Source organism: Pseudomonas sp. IT-196MI5 (assembly GCF_949767415.1).
In the GTDB taxonomy this organism is placed as follows: Bacteria; Pseudomonadota; Gammaproteobacteria; order Pseudomonadales; family Pseudomonadaceae; genus Aquipseudomonas.
Window position 1 is genome coordinate 130,680 of the sequence record NZ_CATKPZ010000006.1, and the last position, 22,398, is coordinate 153,077.

Here is a 22,398-nt window from a genome sequence, read left to right on the forward strand (position 1 = left end):
AGTGAGAGTGAACTTATGAGCTTGAATCCTAGAGACGTCGTGATTGTCGACTTCGGTCGTACTCCGATGGGCCGCTCCAAGGGCGGCATGCACCGCAACACCCGCGCCGAAGACATGTCGGCGCACCTGATCAGCAAACTGCTGGAACGCAACGTCAAGGTTGACCCGAGCGAAGTCGAAGACGTGATCTGGGGCTGCGTTAACCAGACCCTGGAGCAGGGCTGGAACATCGCGCGCATGGCGTCGCTGATGACCCAGATCCCGCACACCTCGGCCGGCCAGACCGTCAGCCGCCTGTGTGGCTCGTCGATGAGTGCCCTGCACACTGCTGCGCAAGCGATCATGACCGGTAACGGTGACGTATTCGTCGTCGGCGGCGTCGAGCATATGGGTCATGTGAGCATGATGCACGGTGTCGATCCGAACCCGCACATGTCGCTGTACGCGGCGAAAGCCTCGGGCATGATGGGCCTGACCGCGGAAATGCTGGGCAAAATGCACGGCATCACCCGCGAGCAGCAGGACGCTTTCGGCGTGCGCTCCCACCAACTCGCCCACAAGGCGACCGTGGAAGGCAAGTTCAAAGACGAAATCATCCCGATGCAGGGCTACGACGAGAACGGTTTCCTGAAAACCTTCGACTACGACGAAACCATTCGTCCGGAAACCACCCTGGAAAGCCTGGCGGCCCTGAAGCCGGCGTTCAATCCGAAGGGCGGCACCGTGACAGCGGGTACCTCGTCGCAGATCACCGATGGTGCCTCGTGCATGATCGTGATGTCGGCGCAGCGCGCACAAGACCTGGGCATCCAGCCTCTGGCGGTGATCCGTTCGATGGCAGTGGCAGGTGTGGATCCGGCCATCATGGGCTATGGTCCAGTACCGGCCACACAAAAAGCACTGAAGCGCGCGGGTCTGGGCATCTCCGACATCGACTTCTTCGAGCTCAACGAAGCTTTCGCCGCACAGGCCCTGCCAGTGCTGAAAGATCTGAAAGTGCTCGACAAGATGAACGAGAAGGTTAACCTGCACGGTGGCGCGATCGCCCTGGGCCACCCGTTCGGTTGCTCCGGTGCGCGTATCTCCGGCACTTTGCTCAATGTGATGAAGCAGAATGGCGGCACCTTCGGGGTGGCCACCATGTGCATTGGTCTCGGCCAAGGCATCTCCACCGTCTTCGAACGCGTTTAAGCGTCTCGCTGATGGAAGCCGGGGCCAAGTGCCCCGGTTTTTGTTTTTCCGGATTTATTTTTGTTTTTATTTTGAAATTATTTGAGTGAGGGCCAAAGCATGCCGATACAACCTGGGCTCTACCAACATTACAAAGGTCCGCAGTACCGCGTATTCAGTGTCGCGCGGCATTCGGAAACCGAAGAAGAAGTGGTCTTCTATCAAGCCCTGTATGGCGATTACGGCTTTTGGGTACGTCCCTTGAGCATGTTCCTGGAGTCCGTCGAGGTTGACGGCGAACAGGTGCCACGCTTTGCTTTGGTGCAGGCCGAAGAAAGCCTTTTTACCAAGCCATAAGCTGAGTGCGCGCAATACCCTGCGCTTGACCTCACCTTGTTGCCACTATATATAGCGGTGCCGCGTCAGGCGCCAATCGCCTTTCACTTCTCGAATTCAGGAATTTTCTGATCCATGGGCAAATCGCTGGTCATTGTGGAATCCCCGGCTAAGGCCAAGACCATCAACAAGTATTTGGGCAACGAATACGTGGTGAAGTCGAGTATCGGCCATATCCGAGACCTGCCCACCAGCGGTTCGGCTAGCGCCAGCAAAGAGCCAGCCGCCAAGCGCGGCAAGGCTGCTGCGGGTGAAGTGCCGGCACTGTCGCCGAAAGAAAAAGCGCGCAAGCAGCTGGTCGCGCGCATGGGTGTCGATCCGGATCATGGCTGGAAAGCCAAGTACGAGATCCTCCCGGGCAAGGAAAAAGTCATCGAAGAGCTGCGCCGGCTCGCCAAGGATGCTGACACCATCTATCTCGCAACCGACTTGGACCGCGAGGGGGAAGCCATTGCCTGGCACCTGCGCGAAGCCATCGGTGGTGACGACAGCCGCTACAAGCGCGTGGTGTTCAACGAAATCACCAAGAAGGCGATTCAGGAAGCCTTCTCAAAGCCGGGCGAGCTGGATATCGACCGCGTCAACGCCCAGCAGGCGCGTCGCTTTCTCGACCGCGTCGTGGGTTACATGGTTTCGCCGCTGCTGTGGGCCAAGATCGCTCGTGGCCTGTCCGCCGGTCGCGTGCAGTCGGTTGCGGTAAAGCTGGTGGTCGAGCGCGAACGTGAAATCCGCGCGTTCATCCCTGAAGAGTACTGGGAAGTCCACGCTGACCTCGGCACAACCAAGGGCGCTACCGTGCGTTTTGATGTCGCTCGCGAGAAAGGCGAAGCGTTCAAGCCGCTCAACGAAGCCCAGGCCATGGCCGCGCTGGAGAAGCTCAAGTCCTCCAGCTACAGCATCGTCAAGCGTGAAGACAAACCGACCAGCAGCAAACCGTCGGCACCGTTCATCACTTCCACCCTGCAACAGGCCGCAAGCAACCGCCTGGGCTTCGGTGTGAAGAAAACCATGATGATGGCCCAGCGTTTGTACGAAGCCGGCTACATCACCTACATGCGTACCGACTCCACCAACCTTTCGGTTGATGCCGTGACGATGGCGCGTACCTATATTGAAGGCGAGTTCGGCAAGAAGTACCTGCCGGAAACCCCGAACGTCTACAGCAGCAAGGAAGGCGCACAAGAGGCTCACGAAGCGATTCGTCCGTCTGACGCCAATACCGAGCCAAGCAAGCTGTCGGGCATGGAGCGTGACGCTGAGCGCCTCTACGAGCTGATCTGGCGCCAGTTCCTCGCTTGCCAGATGCTGCCGGCGCAATACCTGTCGACCACCGTCACCGTGGGTGCCGGCGACTTCGAGCTGCGCGCCAAGGGCCGCATCCTGAAGTTTGACGGTTACACCCGTGTCATGCCGCAAATCGCCAAGCCGGGCGACGACGATGTATTGCCGGACATGGCCCAGGGCGACGCGATGAAGCTGATCAAGCTTGATCCGACCCAGCACTTCACCAAGCCACCGGCGCGTTACTCGGAAGCCAGCCTGGTAAAAGAAATGGAAAAACGCGGCATCGGTCGCCCTTCGACCTACGCAGCGATCATTTCGACCATCCAGGACCGCGGTTACGTGGCGCTGCACAACCGTCGTTTCTACTCGGAAAAGATGGGCGATATCGTCACCGAGCGTCTGGCCGAGAGCTTTTCGAACCTGATGGACTACGGCTTCACTGCGGGCATGGAAGAGCATCTCGATGACGTGGCCCAGGGCGAACGCGACTGGAAAAACGTGCTCGACGAGTTCTACGGCGACTTCAAGAAAAAGCTCGAAGTGGCCGAAAGCCCGGAAAGCGGCATGCGTGCCAATCAACCGGTCATGACTGACATTCCGTGCACCACCTGCGGCCGGCCGATGCAGATCCGCACTGCGTCGACTGGTGTGTTCCTCGGTTGCTCGGGCTACAGCCTGCCGCCGAAAGAGCGCTGCAAGGCCACCGTCAACCTGGTGCCGGGCGATGAAATCGCCGCGGACGACGAGGGTGAGTCCGAGTCGCTGGTGTTGCGCGGCAAGCATCGCTGCCCGATCTGCAGCACGGCGATGGATGCTTACCTGCTCGATGAGAAACGCAAGTTGCACATCTGCGGTAACAACCCGGATTGCGACGGCTACGAAATCGAGGAGGGCACCTATCGCATCAAGGGCTATGAAGGCCCGAGCCTGGAATGCGACAAGTGCGGTAGCGAAATGCAGCTCAAGACCGGCCGTTTCGGCAAGTTCTTCGGTTGCACCAACGCGACCTGCAAGAACACGCGCAAACTGCTGAAGAGCGGCGATGCGGCACCGCCGAAGATGGACCCGGTGAAGATGCCTGAGCTGAAATGCGAAAAGGTCAACGACACCTACATTCTGCGCGACGGTGCATCAGGCTTGTTCCTGGCCGCCAGCCAGTTCCCGAAAAACCGCGAGACTCGTGCTCCGCTGGTGATGGAAATCGTCCCGCACAAGGATGAGATCGATCCGAAGTATCACTTCCTCTGTGAGGCGCCGAAGAAAGATCCGGATGGCCTCCCGACTGTGATTCGTTACAGTCGCAAGACCAAGGAACAGTACGTGCAGACCGAGGTTGATGGTAAGCCGACTGGCTGGAAAGCGTTCTACGACGGCGGCAAGTGGGCGGTCGAAGACAAGCGTCCGGCAGCCAAGGCTTAACAGCCTGGGGTAATGAAACGGCCGCATGACCACCCTCGGGTGTTCATGCGGCCTTTTTTGTTTTTGCTGCTTTCTCTGTAGGAGCGAGCCTGCTCGCGAAAAACTCAAGGGCAACACGTTTTTCCAGGATGTACACGTTATCGTTTACGTTTTTCGCGAGCAGGCTCGCTCCTACAGTGTTGGCATCGGCATCGGCATCGGCATCGGCATCGGCAGAGGACTTGCGGTTTGCCTGGCTGATCCACGACACTGTCCAACCTGCATGAAGCAATTATTTCGTTGTGGAGGCTGCCGTCATGGCCCACGAACTGTATACCCGCACCAATCAGAAGATTTATTTCGCCGGCTTGTCGCTCGAAGCACTGGCCCGCACTGAAGAGGGGCGGGCGATGAATTCGCTGGCGCTGATCCAGGCGGGACGCGAAGCCGCGCTGTTTCACCTGTACGGCGCGCTGTTGGGCCTGTGTCACGAAATCGCCGGTTACTATCGCTTGCCACAGGCCAATGCGCCCCGTGCAGAGTTATTGCTGACTCGCGAGGTGCTGGAGTCCATCGCCATTCCGGAAATGGCAGAACTGGTCGAGCTGGCCAATAACCCGGAAACCTGGCTGGCCAAACTCCTGGCCGCCCATGCTGCGCTGTTTCAGCCGCCGCGCGCGCCGCACAAGCCGAAAGGGGACGTGACCCAGCCACTGATTCAGGCGGTCAATCTGGATGAAGAGGACGCGCCGGAGGAACTGAGTCGGGAGGAGCTGGAGAGTTGGCGTCAGAACCTGAAAGCATTGGCGATCCGGTTTCGTGAAGGGTTGAACGAGTGCTGACGTACACATTTGGGTAATGACATCTGGTCAAGATCCCAAGCGAAGCCCGAGCGATGCCTATATAATCCCCGCCTTTCGTGGAGAACAGTCCTTTATGCCAACGTCCTTTCTAGAAATTGTCGAGTTACCAGACGGCCGTATCGAGCTGCGCAGGGCCGAGGACGAGGGTTCTCTGGTTACTTTGGATTTCTCCGAGGACGCCAAAGCGTTCCTGCAAGGACAGCACGTGGAAGTCGCCAAGGCGATGTTGAGCGTCGGTGTTCAGATGGCCGGTCGCATGGTTGAAGGCGAATTCGACAAGGACGAGGGGTCGCGGGTGCTTCATTGATCCCCGTCTGTCGTTTTTCTTGATATCGCTACACATCGGCTTCTCAGTCCCTGGAGAAGCCTTGCGCGGTGAAGCACGCGTCTTGTCTGTCAGTCAGCCCAGTCGAATATTCAGGCTCTGAGCGTCCCCGGTGCGGGCGGCGCTGATCAGTTGTTGCCGGGATTGGCTGCTCAACGGGTTGATCCAGCTGACCACCGTGTGGCTGCGACCCAGGCGCAGCGCTTCGCAGGTCAGTTGCTGGGCGCTCTGGGTACCCCGGGGTTGCAGCAACAGAATGCGCTCGCGGTTGAGGCCGGCATCTCGCAGCCAGGCTTGAGTCAGGCTGGCGGGTGGCGCGATCAGTGTCAGCCAGCGTGCATCCTGGTCCTGGCTCAATTCCCTGAGGATCGGTGCCAGCAGGCTCAGGCAGTTCCCGGCTGCACCACGCAGTGACAGCTCGCTGAAAACGTCAGGTTCGGCGCTCCAGGGGGACTCGACTACGTCTTTCAGGATCGGCGCCAATGGCTGTGCCATGAACGCTTCGAACAACGGCAGTTGGGTTTGCTGTGGTGCTGGCTGTGGGAACTGCATGGTGCCTCCTTTAGCGGCGAATGACGCCGACACTCAAGCCTTCGATCACCAGTTCCTGGTCTTGAAGGTTCACTTCAATCGGGGCGAACTCGGGGTTCTCGGCGATCAGCCAGACTTTGCTGCCGTCACGCTTGAAGCGCTTGACGGTCACTTCGTCGCCGATTCGCGCCACCACGATCTGGCCGTTACGGGCTTCGCGGGTGGTGTGGACCGCCAGCAGGTCGCCGTCGAAAATGCCGACATCCTTCATGCTCATCCCATGGACACGCAGCAGGTAGTCGGCGCGCGGATGGAAGAAGGCGGGATTGATGTTGCAGGACTCTTCGATGTGTTGCTGCGCAAGAATCGGGGCGCCGGCTGCGACCCGGCCAATGATCGGCAGGGTGGAATCGTCGGCCTTGGCTTCGAAGCCGGGGATGCGAATGCCACGGGAGGCGCCAGGCGTCATCTCGATTGCACCCTTGCGAGCCAGAGCCTTGAGGTGTTCTTCCGCCGCATTGGGTGATTTGAAACCCAGTTCCTGAGCGATTTCCGCGCGGGTCGGCGGGTAGCCGTTGTCTTCCAGGCAGCGTTTGATGAAGGCCAGAATCTCGGCTTGGCGTGGCGTCAGCTTTAGCATATTGATCGCTCTGTTTTTTTATACAGTGACTGGGATTATATACAGTGGAGCGGCCTTGGCAATGCCCCTTTTTTCAGTGGCCGCCGGACGGTCAATCAGGCAGTGGATTGAAGCTTCGCCGTTGTGTGGTTAAATGCCTGACCGACCATTCACGAAACGAACTGCCAGGCTTGACAAGGCGCGGGCTGAAACGTATGTTTCAAACAAGTGTTTGTCAGGCGGAGTAGCCATGGCCCAGTCGGAAACCGTTGAACGCATTCTCGATGCTGCCGAGCAGTTGTTCGCGGAAAAAGGTTTCGCCGAAACCTCGTTGCGCCTGATCACCAGCAAGGCCGGTGTCAACCTGGCGGCGGTGAACTATCACTTCGGTTCGAAGAAGGCGTTGATCCAGGCGGTTTTCTCGCGGTTCCTCGGGCCGTTCTGCATCAGTCTCGATAAAGAGCTGGAGCGGCGTCAGGCCAAACCCGAAATCAGGCCGACACTCGAAGAGTTGCTGGAAATCCTCGTCGAGCAGGCACTGGTGGTGCAGCCGCGCAGTGGCAACGACCTGTCTATCTTCATGCGTTTGCTGGGACTGGCATTCAGTCAGAGCCAGGGGCACTTGCGTCGTTATCTGGAAGACATGTACGGCAAGGTGTTCCGCCGCTACATGATACTGGTCAACGAAGCGGCGCCGCGTATTCCGCCCATCGAACTGTTCTGGCGCGTGCACTTCATGCTCGGTGCGGCGGCGTTCAGCATGTCCGGTATCAAGGCCTTGCGGGCGATTGCCGAAACCGACTTTGGCGTGAATACCTCGATCGAGCAGGTCATGCGCCTGATGGTGCCATTCCTGGCCGCCGGCATGCGTGCCGAATCCGGTGTGACGGACGCGGCCATGGCCACTGCCCAGTTGCGTCCACGCAGCAAATCGACACCGGTTGCCGCCAAGGTATAACCGCACATGGGTGGGCGCGGCAGCTGACATCCGCTAAGCTAGCCGCCCATGCCGACTCTCGTTCTGAACCCGCTCCTCATTGAACTCGCCAATCTGCCGGGCCATGCCCTTGGCGGCGAATTCGTGTGGGCCGGGTTTTCTGTTATCAAGGAATTCTTATGACTGCTGGCTTGCAAGGCTCGTTGATGGTGGACGTCGCCGGTACCTGGCTGACGGCTGAAGATCGCCAATTGTTGCGCCAGCCCGAAGTGGGCGGCCTGATCATCTTTGCCCGTAACATCGAGCATCCACGCCAGGTGCGTGAATTGAGTGCGGCAATCCGCGCTGTCCGTCCCGACTTGTTGCTGGCTGTGGACCAGGAGGGCGGTCGTGTGCAGCGCCTGCGCCAGGGTTTCGTGCGCTTGCCCGCCATGCGCGCCATCGCCGACAACCCGAACGCCGAGTACCTGGCCGAGCAGTGCGGCTGGATCATGGCGACTGAAGTGCTGGCCGTTGGCCTGGACCTGAGCTTCGCCCCGGTGCTCGACCTCGATTACCAGCGCAGTGCGGTGGTGGGTACCCGTTCGTTCGAGGGTGATCCCGAGCGCGCTGCCTTGCTCGCTGGTGCATTCATCCGCGGCATGAACAGTGCAGGCATGGCGGCCACCGGCAAGCATTTCCCCGGTCACGGCTGGGCGGAAGCGGATTCCCACGTCGCGATTCCCAACGACGAGCGCAGCCTCGACGAGATCCGCGCCAACGACCTGGTGCCGTTTGCAAAATTGAGCAAGCAACTGGCCGCGGTCATGCCGGCCCATGTGATCTATCCACAGGTCGACGCCCAGCCCGCTGGCTTCTCCCGCCGCTGGTTGCAGGACATCTTGCGCGGCGAGTTGCAGTTCGATGGGGTGATCTTCAGTGACGACTTGTCCATGGCAGGCGCTCACGTGGTCGGCGATGCCGCCAGCCGTATCGAAGCTGCGCTGACTGCCGGTTGCGACATGGGCCTGGTGTGCAACGACCGTGCGGCTGCCGAGCTCGCCCTGAGCGCTGCGCAACGCCTGAAGGTCAAGCCTTCCGAGCGCATTGCGCGGATGCGCGGCCAGTCGTTCGCCAACACCGAATACCGTCAGGACCCGCGCTGGCTGACCGCTGTCGGCGCACTCAAAGAAGCTCAATTGATTGATTAAGGACTGTTCGTTATGACGGTTTACGCGATTATCGGTGGCACTGGCCTGACTCAACTCGAAGGCCTGAGCATTCGCCAGTCACTGACAGTGGACACGCCTTTTGGCGCACCTTCGGCCGACGTTCAGATCGGCGAGTATGCCGGCAAGGAAGTGCTGTTCCTCGCGCGTCACGGCCATCCGCACCGTTTTCCGCCGCATCAGGTCAACTACCGCGCCAACCTCTGGGCGCTGAAGCAGGCTGGGGCGCAAGCGATTCTCGCAGTCAATGCCGTGGGTGGAATTCACTCAGCCATGGGCACGGGGCATTTCTGCGTGCCGCATCAGTTGATCGACTACACCAGCGGTCGTGAGCACACCTACTTTGCCGATGACCTGGAACACGTCACCCATATCGACTTCAGCTACCCCTACAGCGAACCGTTGCGCCAGCAACTGATCGCGGCATTGGCGGCCGAAGGTGTGGGCTACAGCAGTCATGGCGTGTATGCGTGCACTCAAGGGCCGCGCCTGGAGACAGTGGCTGAAATCGCCCGACTGGAGCGCGATGGCTGCGACATCGTCGGCATGACCGGTATGCCGGAAGCAGCCCTGGCCCGGGAACTGGAACTGGATTACGCCTGTCTGGCGCTGGTGGTGAATCCGGCGGCGGGCAAGTCGACGGCGGTGATCACCATGGCCGAGATCGAGCAGGCGTTGCATGACGGCATGGGCAAGGTCAAATCGACCCTGGCGCGGGTGCTCAAGGGCTGAGTTCCGCTTGATACCAAGTTGACTCCATCGCGAGCAAGCTCGCTCCCACAGGTTCAGCGGCGTTCGCAAAAAATGTGTTCGACGCGGTCAATGTGGGAGGTGAAATCGACGCTGGTGCGGGTGCTCAGGGGCTGAGTTCCGCTTGATACCGAGTTGACTTCATCGCGAGCAAGCTCGCTCCCACAGGTTCAGTGGTGTCCGCAAAAGTCGTGTTCGACGCGGACACTGTGGGAGCGAGCCTGCTCGCGATGGCGATCTAAAAGACGCCGCAAATATCAACGTTTTTCGAGGTTCTCCGGCAGCGGCGCAAACAGCGCCTCGATATCATCGTTCTGCAGTTTCCAGTCCCCGGCCTTGCGCCCATCCAGCACGCCGGCCGCGAGGTCGGATTTTTCCTTTTGCAGGTGCTGAATCTTTTCTTCCACTGTGCCGCGCGCAATCATTTTGTAAACGAACACCGGCTTCTCCTGGCCGATGCGATACGCCCGGTCAGTCGCCTGGTTTTCCGTCGCCGGGTTCCACCACGGATCGTAATGAATCACCGTGTCCGCTTCGGTCAGGTTCAGGCCAACGCCACCGGCCTTCAGGCTGATCAGAAATATCTGACGTTTGCCGCTCTGGAACTCCTTCACCGGCGTGCGGCGGTCGCGGGTCTGGCCGGTCAGCAGGGCGTAGGCCACGCCGCGTTTGTTCAGTTCGTCTTCGATCAGCGACAGCATTGAAGTGAACTGCGAGAACAGCAGGATCCGCCGACCTTCCTCGAACAGTTCTTCAAGCATTTCCATCAGGCTGTCGAGCTTGCCTGACGTGCTGCCACGGGTTGGCAGGGTCGCCTCGTTGACCAGGCGCAAATCGCAGCACACCTGGCGCAGCTTGAGCAGGGCTTCGAGAATGATGATCTGGCTGCGGGCCACGCCTTTGCGGGTGATCTCGTCGCGGACTTTCTTGTCCATGGCCAGGCGCATGGTTTCGTACACGTCGCGCTGGGCCTCGTTGAGTTCGACCCAGTGGATGATCTCGGTTTTCGGCGGCAACTCGGTGGCCACCTGTTCCTTGGTGCGGCGCAGCAGGAAAGGTCTGATCCGGCCGTTGAGGTGCTGGAGCCTGACCTCGCTGGTGCGTTTTTCAATCGGCACGCGGTAATCGCGGTTGAAACTTTTGACGTCGCCCAGCCAGCCGGGCAAGAGGAAGTGAAACAGCGACCAGAGTTCACCGAGATGGTTTTCCAGCGGTGTGCCGCTCAGGCACAGGCGCTGCCGGGCGTTCAGTTCGCGGGCGGCGTGGGCGGCCTTGCTGCCGGGGTTCTTGATGTATTGCGCTTCGTCCAGCACCAGTATGTGCAAGGGCTGCGCCGCCAGGCGTTCGACATCCTTGGGCAGCAGCGCATAGGTGGTCAGGATCAGATCGTAGTCGGCCAGCTTGTCGAAGTGCTTTTTGCGGCTGGCACCGTACAGTGCCAGTACCTTGAGCTGCGGCGTAAAGTGCGCCGCTTCGTCGAGCCAGTTGGGGATCAGGCTGGTCGGCATCACGACCATGCACGGCCGGTCGAGGCGGCCGGCGTTTTTCTCGCTCAGCACGTGTGCCAGTGTCTGCAGGGTTTTGCCCAGGCCCATGTCGTCCGCGAGAATCCCACCGACCTCCAGTTGTCGCAGCGATTGCATCCAGCTCAGGCCTTCAAGCTGATACGGACGCAGCGTCGCATTCAGACCGTCCGGGGCGGCGGCCGTGTGGTCCTTGATGTCGCGCAGGCGCTGGGCAAAGGTGCGGATCTGTTCGCCGCCCTCCCACAGTAGTGGCATGTCTTCCAGCGGGTTCAGGCGCGTGGCATCGGCCTTGCTCAGGCGCAGCGTGGTGTCGCCGGGCTCCTGCAGGTAGAACTCGCCGAGGGTGGCCAGCACCGGCTTCAGGCGGCCGAAGGGCAGGGCGACTTGCAGTGGGCCGTGCTCGGAGTTCGGGCGATTGGGGATATTGACCAGGATCAGCTCGTCGTCGCGGCGTCGGGCCAGGCGTTCCGGGTTGAGGATTTCGGTGTGGGAGCGCATCAGGTTGAGCAGGATCGGCAACAGGCTCAGGCGTTCGCCGTTGACGATGATCCCCAGTTCCAGATCGAACCAGTCGCGCTCCGGTACCTGTTCGACCGTGGCGTACCAGTCGTCCACGGCGGTCAGGTCGAAACCGAAGTCCTCGTCGATCTGCAATTCCCAGCCCTGGGTGCGCAACTTGGGCAGTTCATTGAGGGTAAAGGTCAGCCAGGCGCTGTCATTGACCATCTCGAACAGCTCGCCGGCACTTTCCGGCAAGGCCTTGCTTTGCCGGGTGGCGACTTTGAAGCCAAGGATTCGCAGCTGTTCCCGGTAGGACTGTTCCACTTCCGGGTGGCGTTTTATCCGTAGCGTCTGGCTTTCCTGGCGAATCAGGATGTCGGCGTTTTTCTGTCCGCAAACGTACTCGTCCAGGTAACTGAAGGACAGTGCCGCCCGATGCTGGATGTACCGCTGCATTCGGCCGTTGCGCGGTTCGAACGCGCTGAACTCGATGCTGGCCAGCCACAGGCGCGGTACCGGTTGCACATTGTCCACCAGCACCTGCGGCGGGGCTTTCGGGCTGCGGTTTTCCAGGACTGCCTGGAGTTTTTCCAGAAGTTCGGCGTCTTTGGCGGCGGCGGGGTAGTCGAGGGTTTCCTGCACTTGCAGGAGCACCGCTGCGCAATGTTTGCAGTTGTTGTGGACCGGGCACGAGCAGGTGGCGTCGATCATCAGCAGCGTGCCCTTGGCTGACTCGCGCAGGCGAATGGTCTGACGGTAAACGTTACTGCCAGAGCCTTCGCAAACGGCGATGATCGTGGCGTCGCCGGCCTCGACGATCCTGACGCGGTTCTCCAGCGCGTAGCGGCGGCCACGCTCCAGGCTCTGTTCCTTGAATCGGCTGACCCAGGACGGTGCGAGGGGTTTGCTCAGGGTCGCGGACATTGGGAATCAGTCCGGAATTTCTTCGGGAGCTGCTCGAGGTGCGGGGGCGGTCAGCGAGGTGATCTTGATCAGCAGGCCGAGGTGGCCATTGTCGAGGAAGTTCAACTGGCCGTTCTTGGTGTGGCTTTCCTGTTTCAAGCGCTCGCTGGCGGTCACCATGCCATTGGCATCGATCTGATTGACCCAGAAATCGGCGTCGACGTCGGTAAAGCGTCCCAGCGTCATGTTCAGCGTGCCCTCGATCGGGAACTGACCATATTGTTCCTTGCCGTCGCTGATCGCCACTTTGCTGGCGGTTTCGCCGAGGGGCTGTTGCCAGGCCTTGTGCATCAACACCGTGTAGTCGGCGCTGCTGGTGAGTTTTTCCACCTCGCCATTCAGGCTTGGCGTACGCAGGCTGTCGGGGCTGACCGGTTGGGCGCCAGCGGCCCAGTCTTCCGGTGCGGCGCGGCTGACAATCGCCGGTACGGCGTTTTGACGGACCAGAATCATTTCGACCTGATACAGGTCATCGGCAAATGCCGTGGGTGCGACCAGCGCTGGAATGAGCAGGGTCAGCAGGGTCAGTGAGCGAAACAGGCGCATGCGGCGTCCTTCAAGCAGTTTTCGGAACGAGGCGCTCGAACAGCGCCTCTACAGTATTAAAGCGCTCTTCCGGGCGCTCCATCGGAACCATGAACTTGAACATCGTGGCGCCTTCGAACTTGTAACGTTTTGGCTGGCCCTGGATCAGCTTGATCAGGGTCAGCGGGTCGACCGGCGTCTGCGCGGCGAACTCGATGCGACCGCCTTGCGGGCCGCCATCGACTTTCTTGATGCCCAGTTGCTCGGCCTGCAATTTCAATGCAGTGATGCGGATCAGGTTCTTGGTCGGTTCCGGCAACAGGCCGAAACGGTCGATCATCTCCACTTGCAGATCCTTGAGGCCTTCCTCATCGGTGGCCGAAGCGATGCGCTTGTAGAGAATCAGGCGGGCGTGGACGTCCGGCAGGTAGTCCTCGGGAATCAACGCCGGAACCCGCAGGTTGACCTCCGGACCGCCGCCGAGCGGTTGGTCGAGGTTCGGCTGCTCACCCTTGCGGATCGACTTCACCGCGCGCTCGAGCATTTCCATGTACAGCGTGAAGCCGACCGCCTGGATCTGCCCGCTCTGGCCGTCGCCGAGCAATTCGCCGGCGCCACGGATTTCCAGGTCGTTGGTGGCGAGCACGAAGCCCGCGCCGAGGTCCTGGGTGTTGGCGATCGCTTCCAGGCGCTTTTCCGCGTCCGGGGTGATTTGCTGGCGCGGTGGCGTCAGCAGGTAGGCGTACGCCTGGTGGTGGCTGCGTCCGACCCGGCCGCGCAACTGGTGCAACTGTGCCAGGCCGAACTTGTCGGCACGCTCGATGATGATGGTGTTGGCGCTCGGTACGTCGATGCCGGTCTCGATGATGGTCGAGGCGATCAGCACGTTGAAGCGCTTGTGGTAGAAGTCGCTCATCACCTGTTCGAGATCGCGTTCGCGCATCTGCCCGTGACCGATAGCGATCCGTGCTTCCGGCACCAGCTCGGCGAGGTCGGCGGCGCATTTCTCGATGGTCTTCACGTCGTTGTGCAGGTAGTAGACCTGGCCGCCACGCAGCAACTCACGCAGCAAGGCCTCTTTGACCGTGCTCTTGTTCTGCTCCATGACGAAGGTGCGTACCGACAGGCGACGGGCCGGCGGCGTGGCGATGATCGACAGATCACGCATGCCCGACACCGCCATGTTCAGCGTGCGCGGAATTGGCGTGGCGGTCAGGGTCAGGATATCGACTTCACTGCGCAGCGCCTTGAGCTGTTCTTTCTGACGGACACCGAAACGGTGCTCTTCGTCGATGATCACCAGCCCCAGGTTTTTGATTTTTACATCGTCGGACAGCAACTTGTGGGTGCCGATGACGATGTCGATCTTGCCTTCGGCCAGGTCCGCGACCGCCGCATTCACTTCCTTGGCCGACTTGAAGCGGCTCATCACTTCCACGGTCACCGGCCAGTCGGCAAAGCGGTCGCGGAAGCTGTTGTAATGCTGCTGGGCGAGCAGGGTGGTCGGCACCAGGATCGCCACCTGGCGTCCACCGTGGACTGCAATGAACGCCGCGCGCATTGCCACTTCGGTCTTGCCGAAGCCAACGTCGCCGCACACCAGGCGATCCATTGGCTTGGGCGCGAGCATGTCCTCGCGCACCGCTTCGATGGTGGTTTGCTGGTCCGGGGTTTCTTCGAACGGGAAACCGGCGCTGAAGGTGGCGTAGTCGGCTTTCGGATCGGCGAATGCGTAGCCTTCGCGGGCGGCGCGGCGGGCATAGATGTCGAGCAACTCGGCGGCCACGTCGCGCACCTGTTCGGCGGCTTTGCGCTTGGCTTTTTGCCAGGTCTCGGAGCCGAGGCGGTGCAGCGGGGCCAGGGCATCGTCGCTGCCGGTGTAGCGGGCGATCAGGTGCAGGTTGGCCACCGGCACATAGAGCTTGGCGCCTTCGGCATATTCCAGGGCGAGGAACTCGGCGGTCTGGCTGTCGATTTCCAGGGTCGCCAGGCCCAGGTAGCGACCGACACCGTGGTCGATGTGCACCACCGGCGCACCTTCGCGCAGCTCGGTGAGGTTCTTGATCACCGCATCGTTGTTGGCATCGGTGCGCTTTTCGCGGCGACGGCGCTGCATCACGCGCTGGCCGAACAACGGGCTTTCGGCAACCAGGGCCAGGGCCGGGTCGTCCAGCAGCAAGCCTTCGTCGAGCGGGGCGATGGTGATCGCCAGGCGATCCTTGCCGGCGACAAAGTCTGGCCAGCTGTCGACAGTCTTCGGTCGCAGCTTCAGGCGTTCCAGCAGTTCCAGCAGCACTTCGCGGCGGCCTGCCGATTCGGCGGTAAACAGCACGCGACCGGGGAACTGGTCGAGGAAGTCGGCCAGTGCCGCCAACGGTTGGGTGGCTTTGGCTTCGATCGCCAGGTTGGGCAACTCGCGTGCCGGGAAGCGCTCGCGACCGCTACCGCTTTCTACATCCTGTTGACTGGCCACCACGCGCGGCCAGTTCTTCAGGCGCGCGAAGCAGTCTTCCACCGGCAGGAACAATTCGGCGGGCGGTAATAAAGGCCGGGACGGGTCGACGCGGCGTTCTTCATAGCGATTACGCACGTCGTTCCAGAAGTTTTCCGCGGCCTGCTCGATACCGGGCAGCGAGAACACTTGCGTGTCCTGGGGCAGGTAATCGAACAGCGTCGAGGTTTCTTCGAAGAACAGCGGCAGGTAGTACTCGATACCGGCCGGGGTAATCCCGCTGCTTAAATCCTGGAAAATCGGGCAGCGTCGGAAATCGACGTCAAAACGCTCGCGGAATCGCGCCTTGAAACGGGTGACCGCTTCTTTCTGCAGCGGGAATTCCTTGGCCGGCAACAGCTTGACCGAATTGACTTTGTCGATGGAGCGCTGGTTCTCCGGGTCGAAGGTGCGCAGGGTTTCGATTTCGTCGTCGAACAGATCGATGCGATACGGCAGCTTGCTGCCCATCGGGAACAGATCGATCAGCGAACCGCGAACGGTGAACTCGCCGTGTTCATACACGGTATCGACGTAGCGATAGCCCGTGGCTTCAAGGCGGGTGCGCATTTGCTCGACGTCGAGCTTCTGGCCGATATCCAGCACCAGGCTGCTGCCGAGCAGGAATCTGGTCGGTGCCAGGCGGTGCAGGGCGGTCGTGATCGGCACCACCAGCACGCCATGGCTCAATTCCGGCAGCCGGTACAGGCTGGCGATGCGCTGGGAAATGATGTCCTGGTGCGGCGAGAACAGGTCGTAGGGCAGGGTTTCCCAGTCGGGAAAGTGCAATACGGGCAAATCCGGGGCGAAGAAGCCCAGCTCCTGTTCCAGCCGTTCGGCACTTTGGCTGTCGGCGGTCAGTAGCAGGGTAAAGCGCTTGGCAGCGCTGGCAGCCTCGGCGATGGCCAGGCTCAGGGCGGCACCGGGCAGGTTGCCCCAGTGCTGTTTACCTGCCGCGGCAGGGAGAAGCGGTAGACGCAGAACGGGCACGGAAGGTTGAGCTCCAAGCGTTGCGACAAAGTCGGCAATTGTAGCGGTCTACGATGCCGCCTGTCAGTTGCTGACTGCGTCTAAAGCATGGGTTTGGTGAAATGTAGTGGTAAAGACAAAATTCGGCGGTTTTTTGCCAGAAATTACTGGATATGTAGTGGCAAAAACAACGAGTGTTACGGAGGGTTACGGACAACGAGACGTGACCTCCAAAAAATTGACTACGCTGAAAGCCCCGGTTTTATTGGGCTGGCGCGAGGCGTAAGTTTTTTGAACGACGAATTGTTACGTAAAGCACGACGGGCGCGCATTGCTACGGCGGTCACTCGGCGGCATAATGTAGCCCCTTTTTTCTGCCCCTACATAGTGGAAGGTTCCCGTGACTCAGAAGCCCGACCAGTGTCTTGGTGAATGGATCGACCGTGAAGCACTCGCAGAAGCGATGATTCCGCTTATCGGTCAGCTCTACCGCAATAACAACGTGGTGAGCTCGATCTATGGCCGCAGCCTGATCAATCGTTCAGTCATTGCGATTCTCAAAGCTCACCGCTTTGCTCGTCACCGTCAGTTGGACGAAAGCGAGCTGTCCGTCCACGAAACATTCCCGCTGATCAAGGCGATGAGCGAGCTCAAGCTCGGCGCCGCTTCGGTGGACCTGGGCAAGCTGGCGGCCAAATTCAAGGCCGAAGGCAATGGCCGTACTGCCGAGCAGTTCGTCCGTGAACAACTGGCTGACGTGGTTGGCCAGCAAAACGCATCCGCCCGCAAAGGCACCGACGTTGTCCTCTACGGCTTCGGTCGTATCGGCCGTCTGCTGGCGCGCATCCTGATCGAGAAAACCGGTGGTGGCGACGGCCTGCGCCTGCGCGCCATCGTGGTCCGCAAGGGCGCCGAGAACGACCTGGTCAAGCGCGCCAGCCTGCTGCGCCGCGACTCGGTCCATGGTCCGTTCGATGGCACCATCACCATCGATGAAGCCAACAACACCATCACCGCCAACGGCAACCTGATCCAGGTGATCTACGCCAAGAGCCCGGCCGAAGTCGACTACACCCAGTACGGCATCGAAAACGCGCTGATCGTCGACAACACCGGTGTATGGCGTGACGCCGACGGCCTGGGCCAGCACCTGGCCTGCCCGGGCGCTGCCCGCGTGATCCTCACTGCACCTGGCAAGGGCGCGCTGAAGAACATCGTGCACGGCATCAACCACGGCGACATCAGCCCTGACGACAAGATCATCTCGGCGGCTTCCTGCACCACCAACGCCATCGTGCCGGTGCTCAAGGCAGTCAACGACAAGTACGGCATCATCAACGGCCACGTCGAAACCGTTCACTCGTTCACCAACGACCAGAACCTGATCGACAACTTCCACAAGGGCAGCCGTCGTGGCCGCGCCGCGCCGCTGAACATGGTCATCACCGAGACCGGTGCCGCCACCGCAGCCGCCAAGGCGCTGCCAGTGCTCAAGGGCAAGCTGACCGGCAACGCGATTCGCGTGCCTACGCCGAACGTGTCGATGGCCATCCTGAACCTGAACCTGGAAAAGGCCACCACTCGCGAAGAGATCAACGAGTACCTGCGCCAGATGGCCATGCACTCGGACCTGCACAAGCAGATCGACTACGTGAGCTCCCAGGAAGTGGTTTCCACCGACTTCGTTGGCTCGCGCCACGCCGGCGTAGTGGACGCGGAAGCGACCATCACTCAGGATAACCGCGTTGTTCTGTACGTCTGGTACGACAACGAGTTCGGTTACAGCTGCCAGGTGGTTCGCGTGATGGAAGACATGGCCGGTGTAAACCCGCCAGCCTTCCCGCGCTAAGCCTTTAGCGGCACATGAAGCGCCCCGACTTTGGTCGGGGCGTTTTTGTTTGTGCGCTCCGCAATAAATGCGCTTTAGAAACAATCCTGTAGGAAAAGGATCGTTTCTTTTGGCGAAACTTCTGAATCATTCTTTTGACCCTGCCGTGAGGGTCGCGACGCTGTTAGCGTCCGCCGCATTATTTCTGAACACCCTTCCAGGGATAAGGATTTTGAAATGAATGCACCCTTGCAGCCTTTGTATACCAACGATGTTTCCCCAGAGTATCTGCGCAGCCTGGACAATCCACACTTCACTGAGCAGCAAATTGCGCAATTCCATGAGCACGCCCAAGTGGTTGTGCGTCAACAGCAGGCTTACATCGACACTCATCCTGCTATCGCCATCTTCAGGTGCGCAACCGAGGGCAGCCACACCCGTAATGGCGGGGTGATCCAGCAAGGGACAGGGCCGCTGGAGTTCAAGTTGGAAAATGGACGCTCGGTGCGCGTAGCGCGAACAGGCGACTACGTCCTGTATGCCGATGGCAGTACGGCGCAAATCATCACCGGCGCAGGGCAAGACAACAATGATGTGGCGCTGGTCGGCAGCATGCTCAGCAATGGCGACGAAATCATCAATACACCGCAAGGCGGCTACGTGTTTATTGCGCGCGAAGGTGTGTCGATGGGCGAGGATTTTTTGCCATCGGTCGCGGACTGAGTGGCGAAGTCTGGCGCTGTCCAAAGCTGTCTCAGTGCTGCGTTGCTTGAATGCTCACGCAGCTGATGGTCGAAAATTTTCTGCACTCGGCCGGAAGTAACGGAGAAGAAACTCAATGAAAGAAGGACATTTCATCGGTCTGAATGACCGAACCACTTGTGGTGGCAAAGTTCTGGATGGTGACACCCGGATCATGATGTATGGCATTGCCCACGCCTGCGATGGTGATCGAGTCACCTGTGGAAAAGACGGGAATACGTATCGGATCGTCGGTGGTATTTCGCACATGATCAGTCATGGAAAGCTCATGGCTGGTACGCTGGACAGTTACAGCAACTGCCCCTGTAAAGCTCGGCTGATCCCCTCCGTAATGACGGCCACGTATCAAAGCAACGCAAGCCCTGCACAGCCGGCCACCAGGGCTGCGGGCTCATCGGCGGCTCCGGCTGAAAACAGCTTTACGGCCAAGCCTCAGGTGGTTGATCTGAAGCTGGCAGATAAAATCTCTGCACCACCCGGCGACCTTGGTGGAAGCGAAGCCTGTAACCATCCAGACCAGATGGAAGAGCTTGCCAGCTACATTGCAGGTGAGATGAACAGGAATATCAAGCATCCGTCCGTGTTGAAAATGAAAGAGCTGATGAGCTACGACAGCGGCGAGGAAGCCAGGAAATTTCGTGCGTTACCCTGGTACGCCAGGCTGGCTGGACCACCAAATTTCAACGGAATTGCATGGACGAAGAAGCTTGAGGCGATGGCGATCTGGACGAAGCAGGTGGGTCAAAATATGGAGTGGGATCACAAGCCGAAGCTGGAGGCGATGTATGACGGTGTCGTTCGGCACAAGCAAGGGAGGTACGAGTACTACTACGATATCTGGTCGAACATTCACTATGGGTACATTGGTATTGCAGGCGGGCTCTCGGAAAGTGTGCTGCTAGATGGAGCTGGGGCTGAGCAGATTGTCTCGGACTCCGCGAGGAAGGCTTTCGAACTGACAAAGCCCAAAGAGGATAGAGTACTCCCTGGCCCCCGCCCAACGGCCAGCCCTTGGACAGAGCTGCGGTCCTGGGATGATGTTGCAGATAGAGTTTCAATCAGGATAGGCATTAAACTACATATGCAGTGCCCAAATGGCGGGATCACCGCAAAGATGATCATGAGTGAAGTGCTTGCCATTTCACCAGCGGATTGGGGGGAAGGAATCCGTGTCCACGTCTGTAAGTAAATCGCGAAGGTGGCGCAAACGATGGCTATGGATACTAGTTGTTTCTCTGATCATCACCCAGTGGGATATTATCTTTCCTTCAGTGACTGTCCATTACTCCCAAGAAGCTAAAGAAGAACTTAAGTACATCTGGAACGTCCAGCACAGGATATTCAAAGGGCGGATGCAGCCTGGGGGCGGTACACGTGATTATGGCTTCTTGTTTCCAGATGAGAAATTTTTCATGGAGATCTCTTGGTGGGACGATGGAGTGCTACGACACTGCGTTAACGTAAGTCCTAGGTGGCCTAATACGCATATTTACCTTGATGCCAACGGCAATATCGATCACAGCGAAGGCAGTGGAACGGATTCGGATCGCTTGAAGCAATGTATTACTGATACCGCAAGCCCCTGAAAGTCGCAAAAGTATGAGAAAAAAGACTTAACACGTTATAAAGCGATCCTGGTCGGCATGACCCTCGCTAATCAACACTCCAAAGGTAGGATCACTGCGAAGATGGTCATGAATGAAGTGCTTACCGTTGCGCCGGAGAAATGGGGGGGAGGAATCCGTGTCCACGACTGCAAGTAAATCCCGGAGACGGTATAAGCGATGGTTGTGGATTCCAGTTGTGTTTTTGGCCATCACTCATTGGGATATTGCGTTACCTACTGTGACTGTTCACTACTCCGAGGATGCTCGTGGCGAACTTAAATACATATGGAACGTGCAGGACCGTATTTTCAAGGGGCGTATGCAACCCGGAGGCGGTACGCGTGATTATGGCTTTCTGTTTCCGGATGAGAATTTTTTCATGGAAATTTCCTGGTGGAACGATGGCGCGCTCCGACATTGCGTCAACGTGACCCCTAGGTGGCCCAATACGCATATTTACCTCAATGCCAATGGCGACATTGATTACAGCGAAGGCAGTGGCACGGATGCGCATCGACTGAAGCAATGCTTCACGGATACCGCAAGCCCATGAAGAGTAGTGAGATGCACAACTTGTAAGGTGAATCTAGGAGACGGAGTCCGTGTCCATTCCTGCTAATAAACCTCGGTCGCGTTACATTCGGTGGCTATTGATTCCGTTGATACCACTATTGCTGCCATTGGTGGTTCTTCTGCTGATCGCCCTCTGGCGAATTATTGTGCTGCCCGCCGCGACGGTTCATTACTCCAAGAATGGCGAAGACGAATTGCGGTTCATCTGGAATGTGCAACACCGGATTTACAAAGGACGCCTCCCTCCAGGCAGCAGCACACGGGATCATGGGTTCTTGTTTCCAGATGAGAAGTTTTTCATGGAGATCTCTTGGTGTAACGATAAAGATCTCCGACACTGCGTAAATATCACCCCGACATGGTCCAATACGCACATCTACCTCGATGCCAATGGCGATATTGATCGCAGCGAAGGCAGCGGCACGGATTCGGATCGACTAAAACAATGCGTCACTGATACAGCGAGCCCATGAAGAGCCAAGGGATCAAAGCGACATGCAGTGCGATTCTGGGAGATGGAATTCGTGTCCACACCTGTACGTAAAACAGGTCTAAGGTATAGAAGGTGGATGTGGATTCCATTTTTGTATCTGGCCATTAACTATTGGGATATCGCACTACCGACCGTAACCATTCACTACTCCGAAAATGGAAGGGAAGAGCTCAGGTATATCTGGAATGTCCAGGACCGGATATACAAGGGGGGGATGCAACCCGGCGGAGGTACGGTTGATAATGGTTTACTGTTTCCTGATGATGGTTTTTTTATGGAAATCTCCTGGTGGAGCAAAAACGTTCGTGCCCACTGCGTCAACATAACCCCGAAGTGGCCTAATACGAATATCTATCTTGATGCCAACGGCGACATTGATCTCAGCGAAGGCAGCGGCACGGATTCGGATCGACTGAGACAATGCGTCACTGATACCGCGACTCCATGAAAAGACCCCGTTGGAGTCAGGGCCAACATACAAGGAGCGAGCTTGCTCCGGGCGGTGTTCCGATGATGCAGCCAAGAACGCTGCGTTTAACTAGTGAGCACGCGTTATCGTTGACGACCATCGCGAGCAGGCTCGCTCCCACAGGGTTTGGTGGTGTTTGCGCGGTAGTGATCACACCGGCCATCCAATGTAGGAGCGAGCCTGCTCGCGATAGCGGTCTGGCAGAAATAT

At 59.0% G+C, this 22,398-nt stretch carries 20 protein-coding genes; 14 read left to right on the forward strand and 6 right to left on the reverse strand.

The annotated features are described in order from the left end of the window. Nucleotides 1–15: 15 nt before the first annotated feature. The 3 genes from fadA (at nucleotide 16) to topA (ending at nucleotide 4,269) form a co-directional block, all read left to right on the forward strand. Complete coding sequence (gene fadA / locus ACM6IK_RS04675; RefSeq protein ID WP_053160736.1) at nucleotides 16–1,191, forward strand: acetyl-CoA C-acyltransferase FadA; 1,176 nt, start codon at nucleotides 16–18, stop codon at nucleotides 1,189–1,191. 99 nt (nucleotides 1,192–1,290) lie between these two features. Beyond that, the gene (locus ACM6IK_RS04680; RefSeq protein ID WP_007986363.1) at nucleotides 1,291–1,527 is read left to right on the forward strand and encodes a DUF1653 domain-containing protein; all 237 of its coding nucleotides are present in this window, start codon (nucleotides 1,291–1,293) and stop codon (nucleotides 1,525–1,527) included. 114 nt (nucleotides 1,528–1,641) lie between these two features. Continuing rightward, the gene (gene topA / locus ACM6IK_RS04685) at nucleotides 1,642–4,269 is read left to right on the forward strand and encodes a type I DNA topoisomerase (protein WP_414873351.1); all 2,628 of its coding nucleotides are present in this window, start codon (nucleotides 1,642–1,644) and stop codon (nucleotides 4,267–4,269) included. Between the two features lie 43 nt (nucleotides 4,270–4,312). Here topA and ACM6IK_RS04690 read toward each other — a convergent pair whose 3' ends face one another. Then, nucleotides 4,313–4,519 carry a hypothetical protein gene (locus ACM6IK_RS04690; RefSeq protein WP_414873352.1) on the reverse strand — a complete coding sequence of 69 codons (207 nt, stop codon included), beginning with the start codon at nucleotides 4,517–4,519 and terminating at the stop codon, nucleotides 4,313–4,315. 46 nt (nucleotides 4,520–4,565) lie between these two features. Between ACM6IK_RS04690 and ACM6IK_RS04695 the strand changes: the two genes are divergently transcribed. Beyond that, on the forward strand, nucleotides 4,566–5,090 hold the full coding sequence (locus ACM6IK_RS04695; RefSeq protein ID WP_414873353.1) for a DUF6586 family protein: 525 nt from the start codon (nucleotides 4,566–4,568) through the stop codon (nucleotides 5,088–5,090). A 94-nt stretch (nucleotides 5,091–5,184) separates the two neighbouring features. Further along, nucleotides 5,185–5,418: a hypothetical protein gene (locus ACM6IK_RS04700; protein ID WP_108219236.1), complete on the forward strand. Its 234-nt coding sequence runs from the start codon at nucleotides 5,185–5,187 to the stop codon at nucleotides 5,416–5,418. A gap of 93 nt (nucleotides 5,419–5,511) precedes the next feature. Here ACM6IK_RS04700 and sulA read toward each other — a convergent pair whose 3' ends face one another. Together sulA and lexA are read right to left on the reverse strand one after the other, a co-directional pair. Continuing rightward, entirely contained in the window at nucleotides 5,512–5,988 is a 477-nt protein-coding gene (gene sulA, locus ACM6IK_RS04705; RefSeq protein ID WP_414873354.1) for an SOS-induced cell division inhibitor SulA, read from the reverse strand. A 10-nt stretch (nucleotides 5,989–5,998) separates the two neighbouring features. Next, nucleotides 5,999–6,607, reverse strand: coding sequence for a transcriptional repressor LexA (gene lexA / locus ACM6IK_RS04710; protein WP_007974043.1), 609 nt, complete (start codon nucleotides 6,605–6,607; stop codon nucleotides 5,999–6,001). Nucleotides 6,608–6,836: 229 nt separating this feature from the next. Between lexA and ACM6IK_RS04715 the strand changes: the two genes are divergently transcribed. The 3 genes from ACM6IK_RS04715 to ACM6IK_RS04725 all read left to right on the forward strand — a co-directional run bounded on the left by ACM6IK_RS04715 (nucleotide 6,837) and on the right by ACM6IK_RS04725 (nucleotide 9,463). After that, complete coding sequence (locus tag ACM6IK_RS04715) at nucleotides 6,837–7,544, forward strand: TetR/AcrR family transcriptional regulator (protein ID WP_108219237.1); 708 nt, start codon at nucleotides 6,837–6,839, stop codon at nucleotides 7,542–7,544. 158 nt (nucleotides 7,545–7,702) lie between these two features. Next, nucleotides 7,703–8,713 (forward strand): beta-N-acetylhexosaminidase, encoded by a 1,011-nt coding sequence (nagZ, locus tag ACM6IK_RS04720; protein WP_414873355.1) that lies wholly within the window; start codon nucleotides 7,703–7,705, stop codon nucleotides 8,711–8,713. Nucleotides 8,714–8,725: 12 nt separating this feature from the next. After that, nucleotides 8,726–9,463: an S-methyl-5'-thioinosine phosphorylase gene (locus tag ACM6IK_RS04725; protein ID WP_414873356.1), complete on the forward strand. Its 738-nt coding sequence runs from the start codon at nucleotides 8,726–8,728 to the stop codon at nucleotides 9,461–9,463. Between the two features lie 275 nt (nucleotides 9,464–9,738). On the opposite strand, the gene ACM6IK_RS04730 is transcribed toward ACM6IK_RS04725, so the two are convergent. The 3 genes from ACM6IK_RS04730 to mfd are packed head-to-tail and all read right to left on the reverse strand — an operon-like array spanning nucleotide 9,739 to nucleotide 16,477. Further along, nucleotides 9,739–12,432 (reverse strand): SNF2-related protein, encoded by a 2,694-nt coding sequence (locus ACM6IK_RS04730; protein WP_414873357.1) that lies wholly within the window; start codon nucleotides 12,430–12,432, stop codon nucleotides 9,739–9,741. A 6-nt stretch (nucleotides 12,433–12,438) separates the two neighbouring features. Beyond that, complete coding sequence (locus ACM6IK_RS04735; protein ID WP_414873358.1) at nucleotides 12,439–13,017, reverse strand: CsiV family protein; 579 nt, start codon at nucleotides 13,015–13,017, stop codon at nucleotides 12,439–12,441. A 10-nt stretch (nucleotides 13,018–13,027) separates the two neighbouring features. Continuing rightward, the gene (gene mfd / locus ACM6IK_RS04740; RefSeq protein WP_414873359.1) at nucleotides 13,028–16,477 is read right to left on the reverse strand and encodes a transcription-repair coupling factor; all 3,450 of its coding nucleotides are present in this window, start codon (nucleotides 16,475–16,477) and stop codon (nucleotides 13,028–13,030) included. 379 nt (nucleotides 16,478–16,856) lie between these two features. On the opposite strand from mfd, the gene ACM6IK_RS04745 reads away from it, so the two are divergent. The 6 genes from ACM6IK_RS04745 (at nucleotide 16,857) to ACM6IK_RS04770 (ending at nucleotide 22,167) form a co-directional block, all read left to right on the forward strand. After that, the gene (locus ACM6IK_RS04745) at nucleotides 16,857–18,305 is read left to right on the forward strand and encodes a glyceraldehyde-3-phosphate dehydrogenase (protein ID WP_414873360.1); all 1,449 of its coding nucleotides are present in this window, start codon (nucleotides 16,857–16,859) and stop codon (nucleotides 18,303–18,305) included. 216 nt (nucleotides 18,306–18,521) lie between these two features. After that, nucleotides 18,522–19,007 (forward strand): hypothetical protein, encoded by a 486-nt coding sequence (locus ACM6IK_RS04750; RefSeq protein WP_414873361.1) that lies wholly within the window; start codon nucleotides 18,522–18,524, stop codon nucleotides 19,005–19,007. Between the two features lie 115 nt (nucleotides 19,008–19,122). Continuing rightward, nucleotides 19,123–20,235: a polymorphic toxin type 44 domain-containing protein gene (locus ACM6IK_RS04755; protein ID WP_414873362.1), complete on the forward strand. Its 1,113-nt coding sequence runs from the start codon at nucleotides 19,123–19,125 to the stop codon at nucleotides 20,233–20,235. A gap of 614 nt (nucleotides 20,236–20,849) precedes the next feature. Further along, nucleotides 20,850–21,206 (forward strand): hypothetical protein, encoded by a 357-nt coding sequence (locus tag ACM6IK_RS04760; protein ID WP_414873363.1) that lies wholly within the window; start codon nucleotides 20,850–20,852, stop codon nucleotides 21,204–21,206. A gap of 49 nt (nucleotides 21,207–21,255) precedes the next feature. Continuing rightward, nucleotides 21,256–21,699 (forward strand): hypothetical protein, encoded by a 444-nt coding sequence (locus ACM6IK_RS04765; RefSeq protein ID WP_414873364.1) that lies wholly within the window; start codon nucleotides 21,256–21,258, stop codon nucleotides 21,697–21,699. Nucleotides 21,700–21,795: 96 nt separating this feature from the next. After that, a complete protein-coding gene (locus tag ACM6IK_RS04770; protein WP_414873365.1) occupies nucleotides 21,796–22,167 on the forward strand; it encodes a hypothetical protein in 372 nt (123 codons plus the stop codon). The last annotated feature ends 231 nt before the right edge of the window (nucleotides 22,168–22,398 follow it).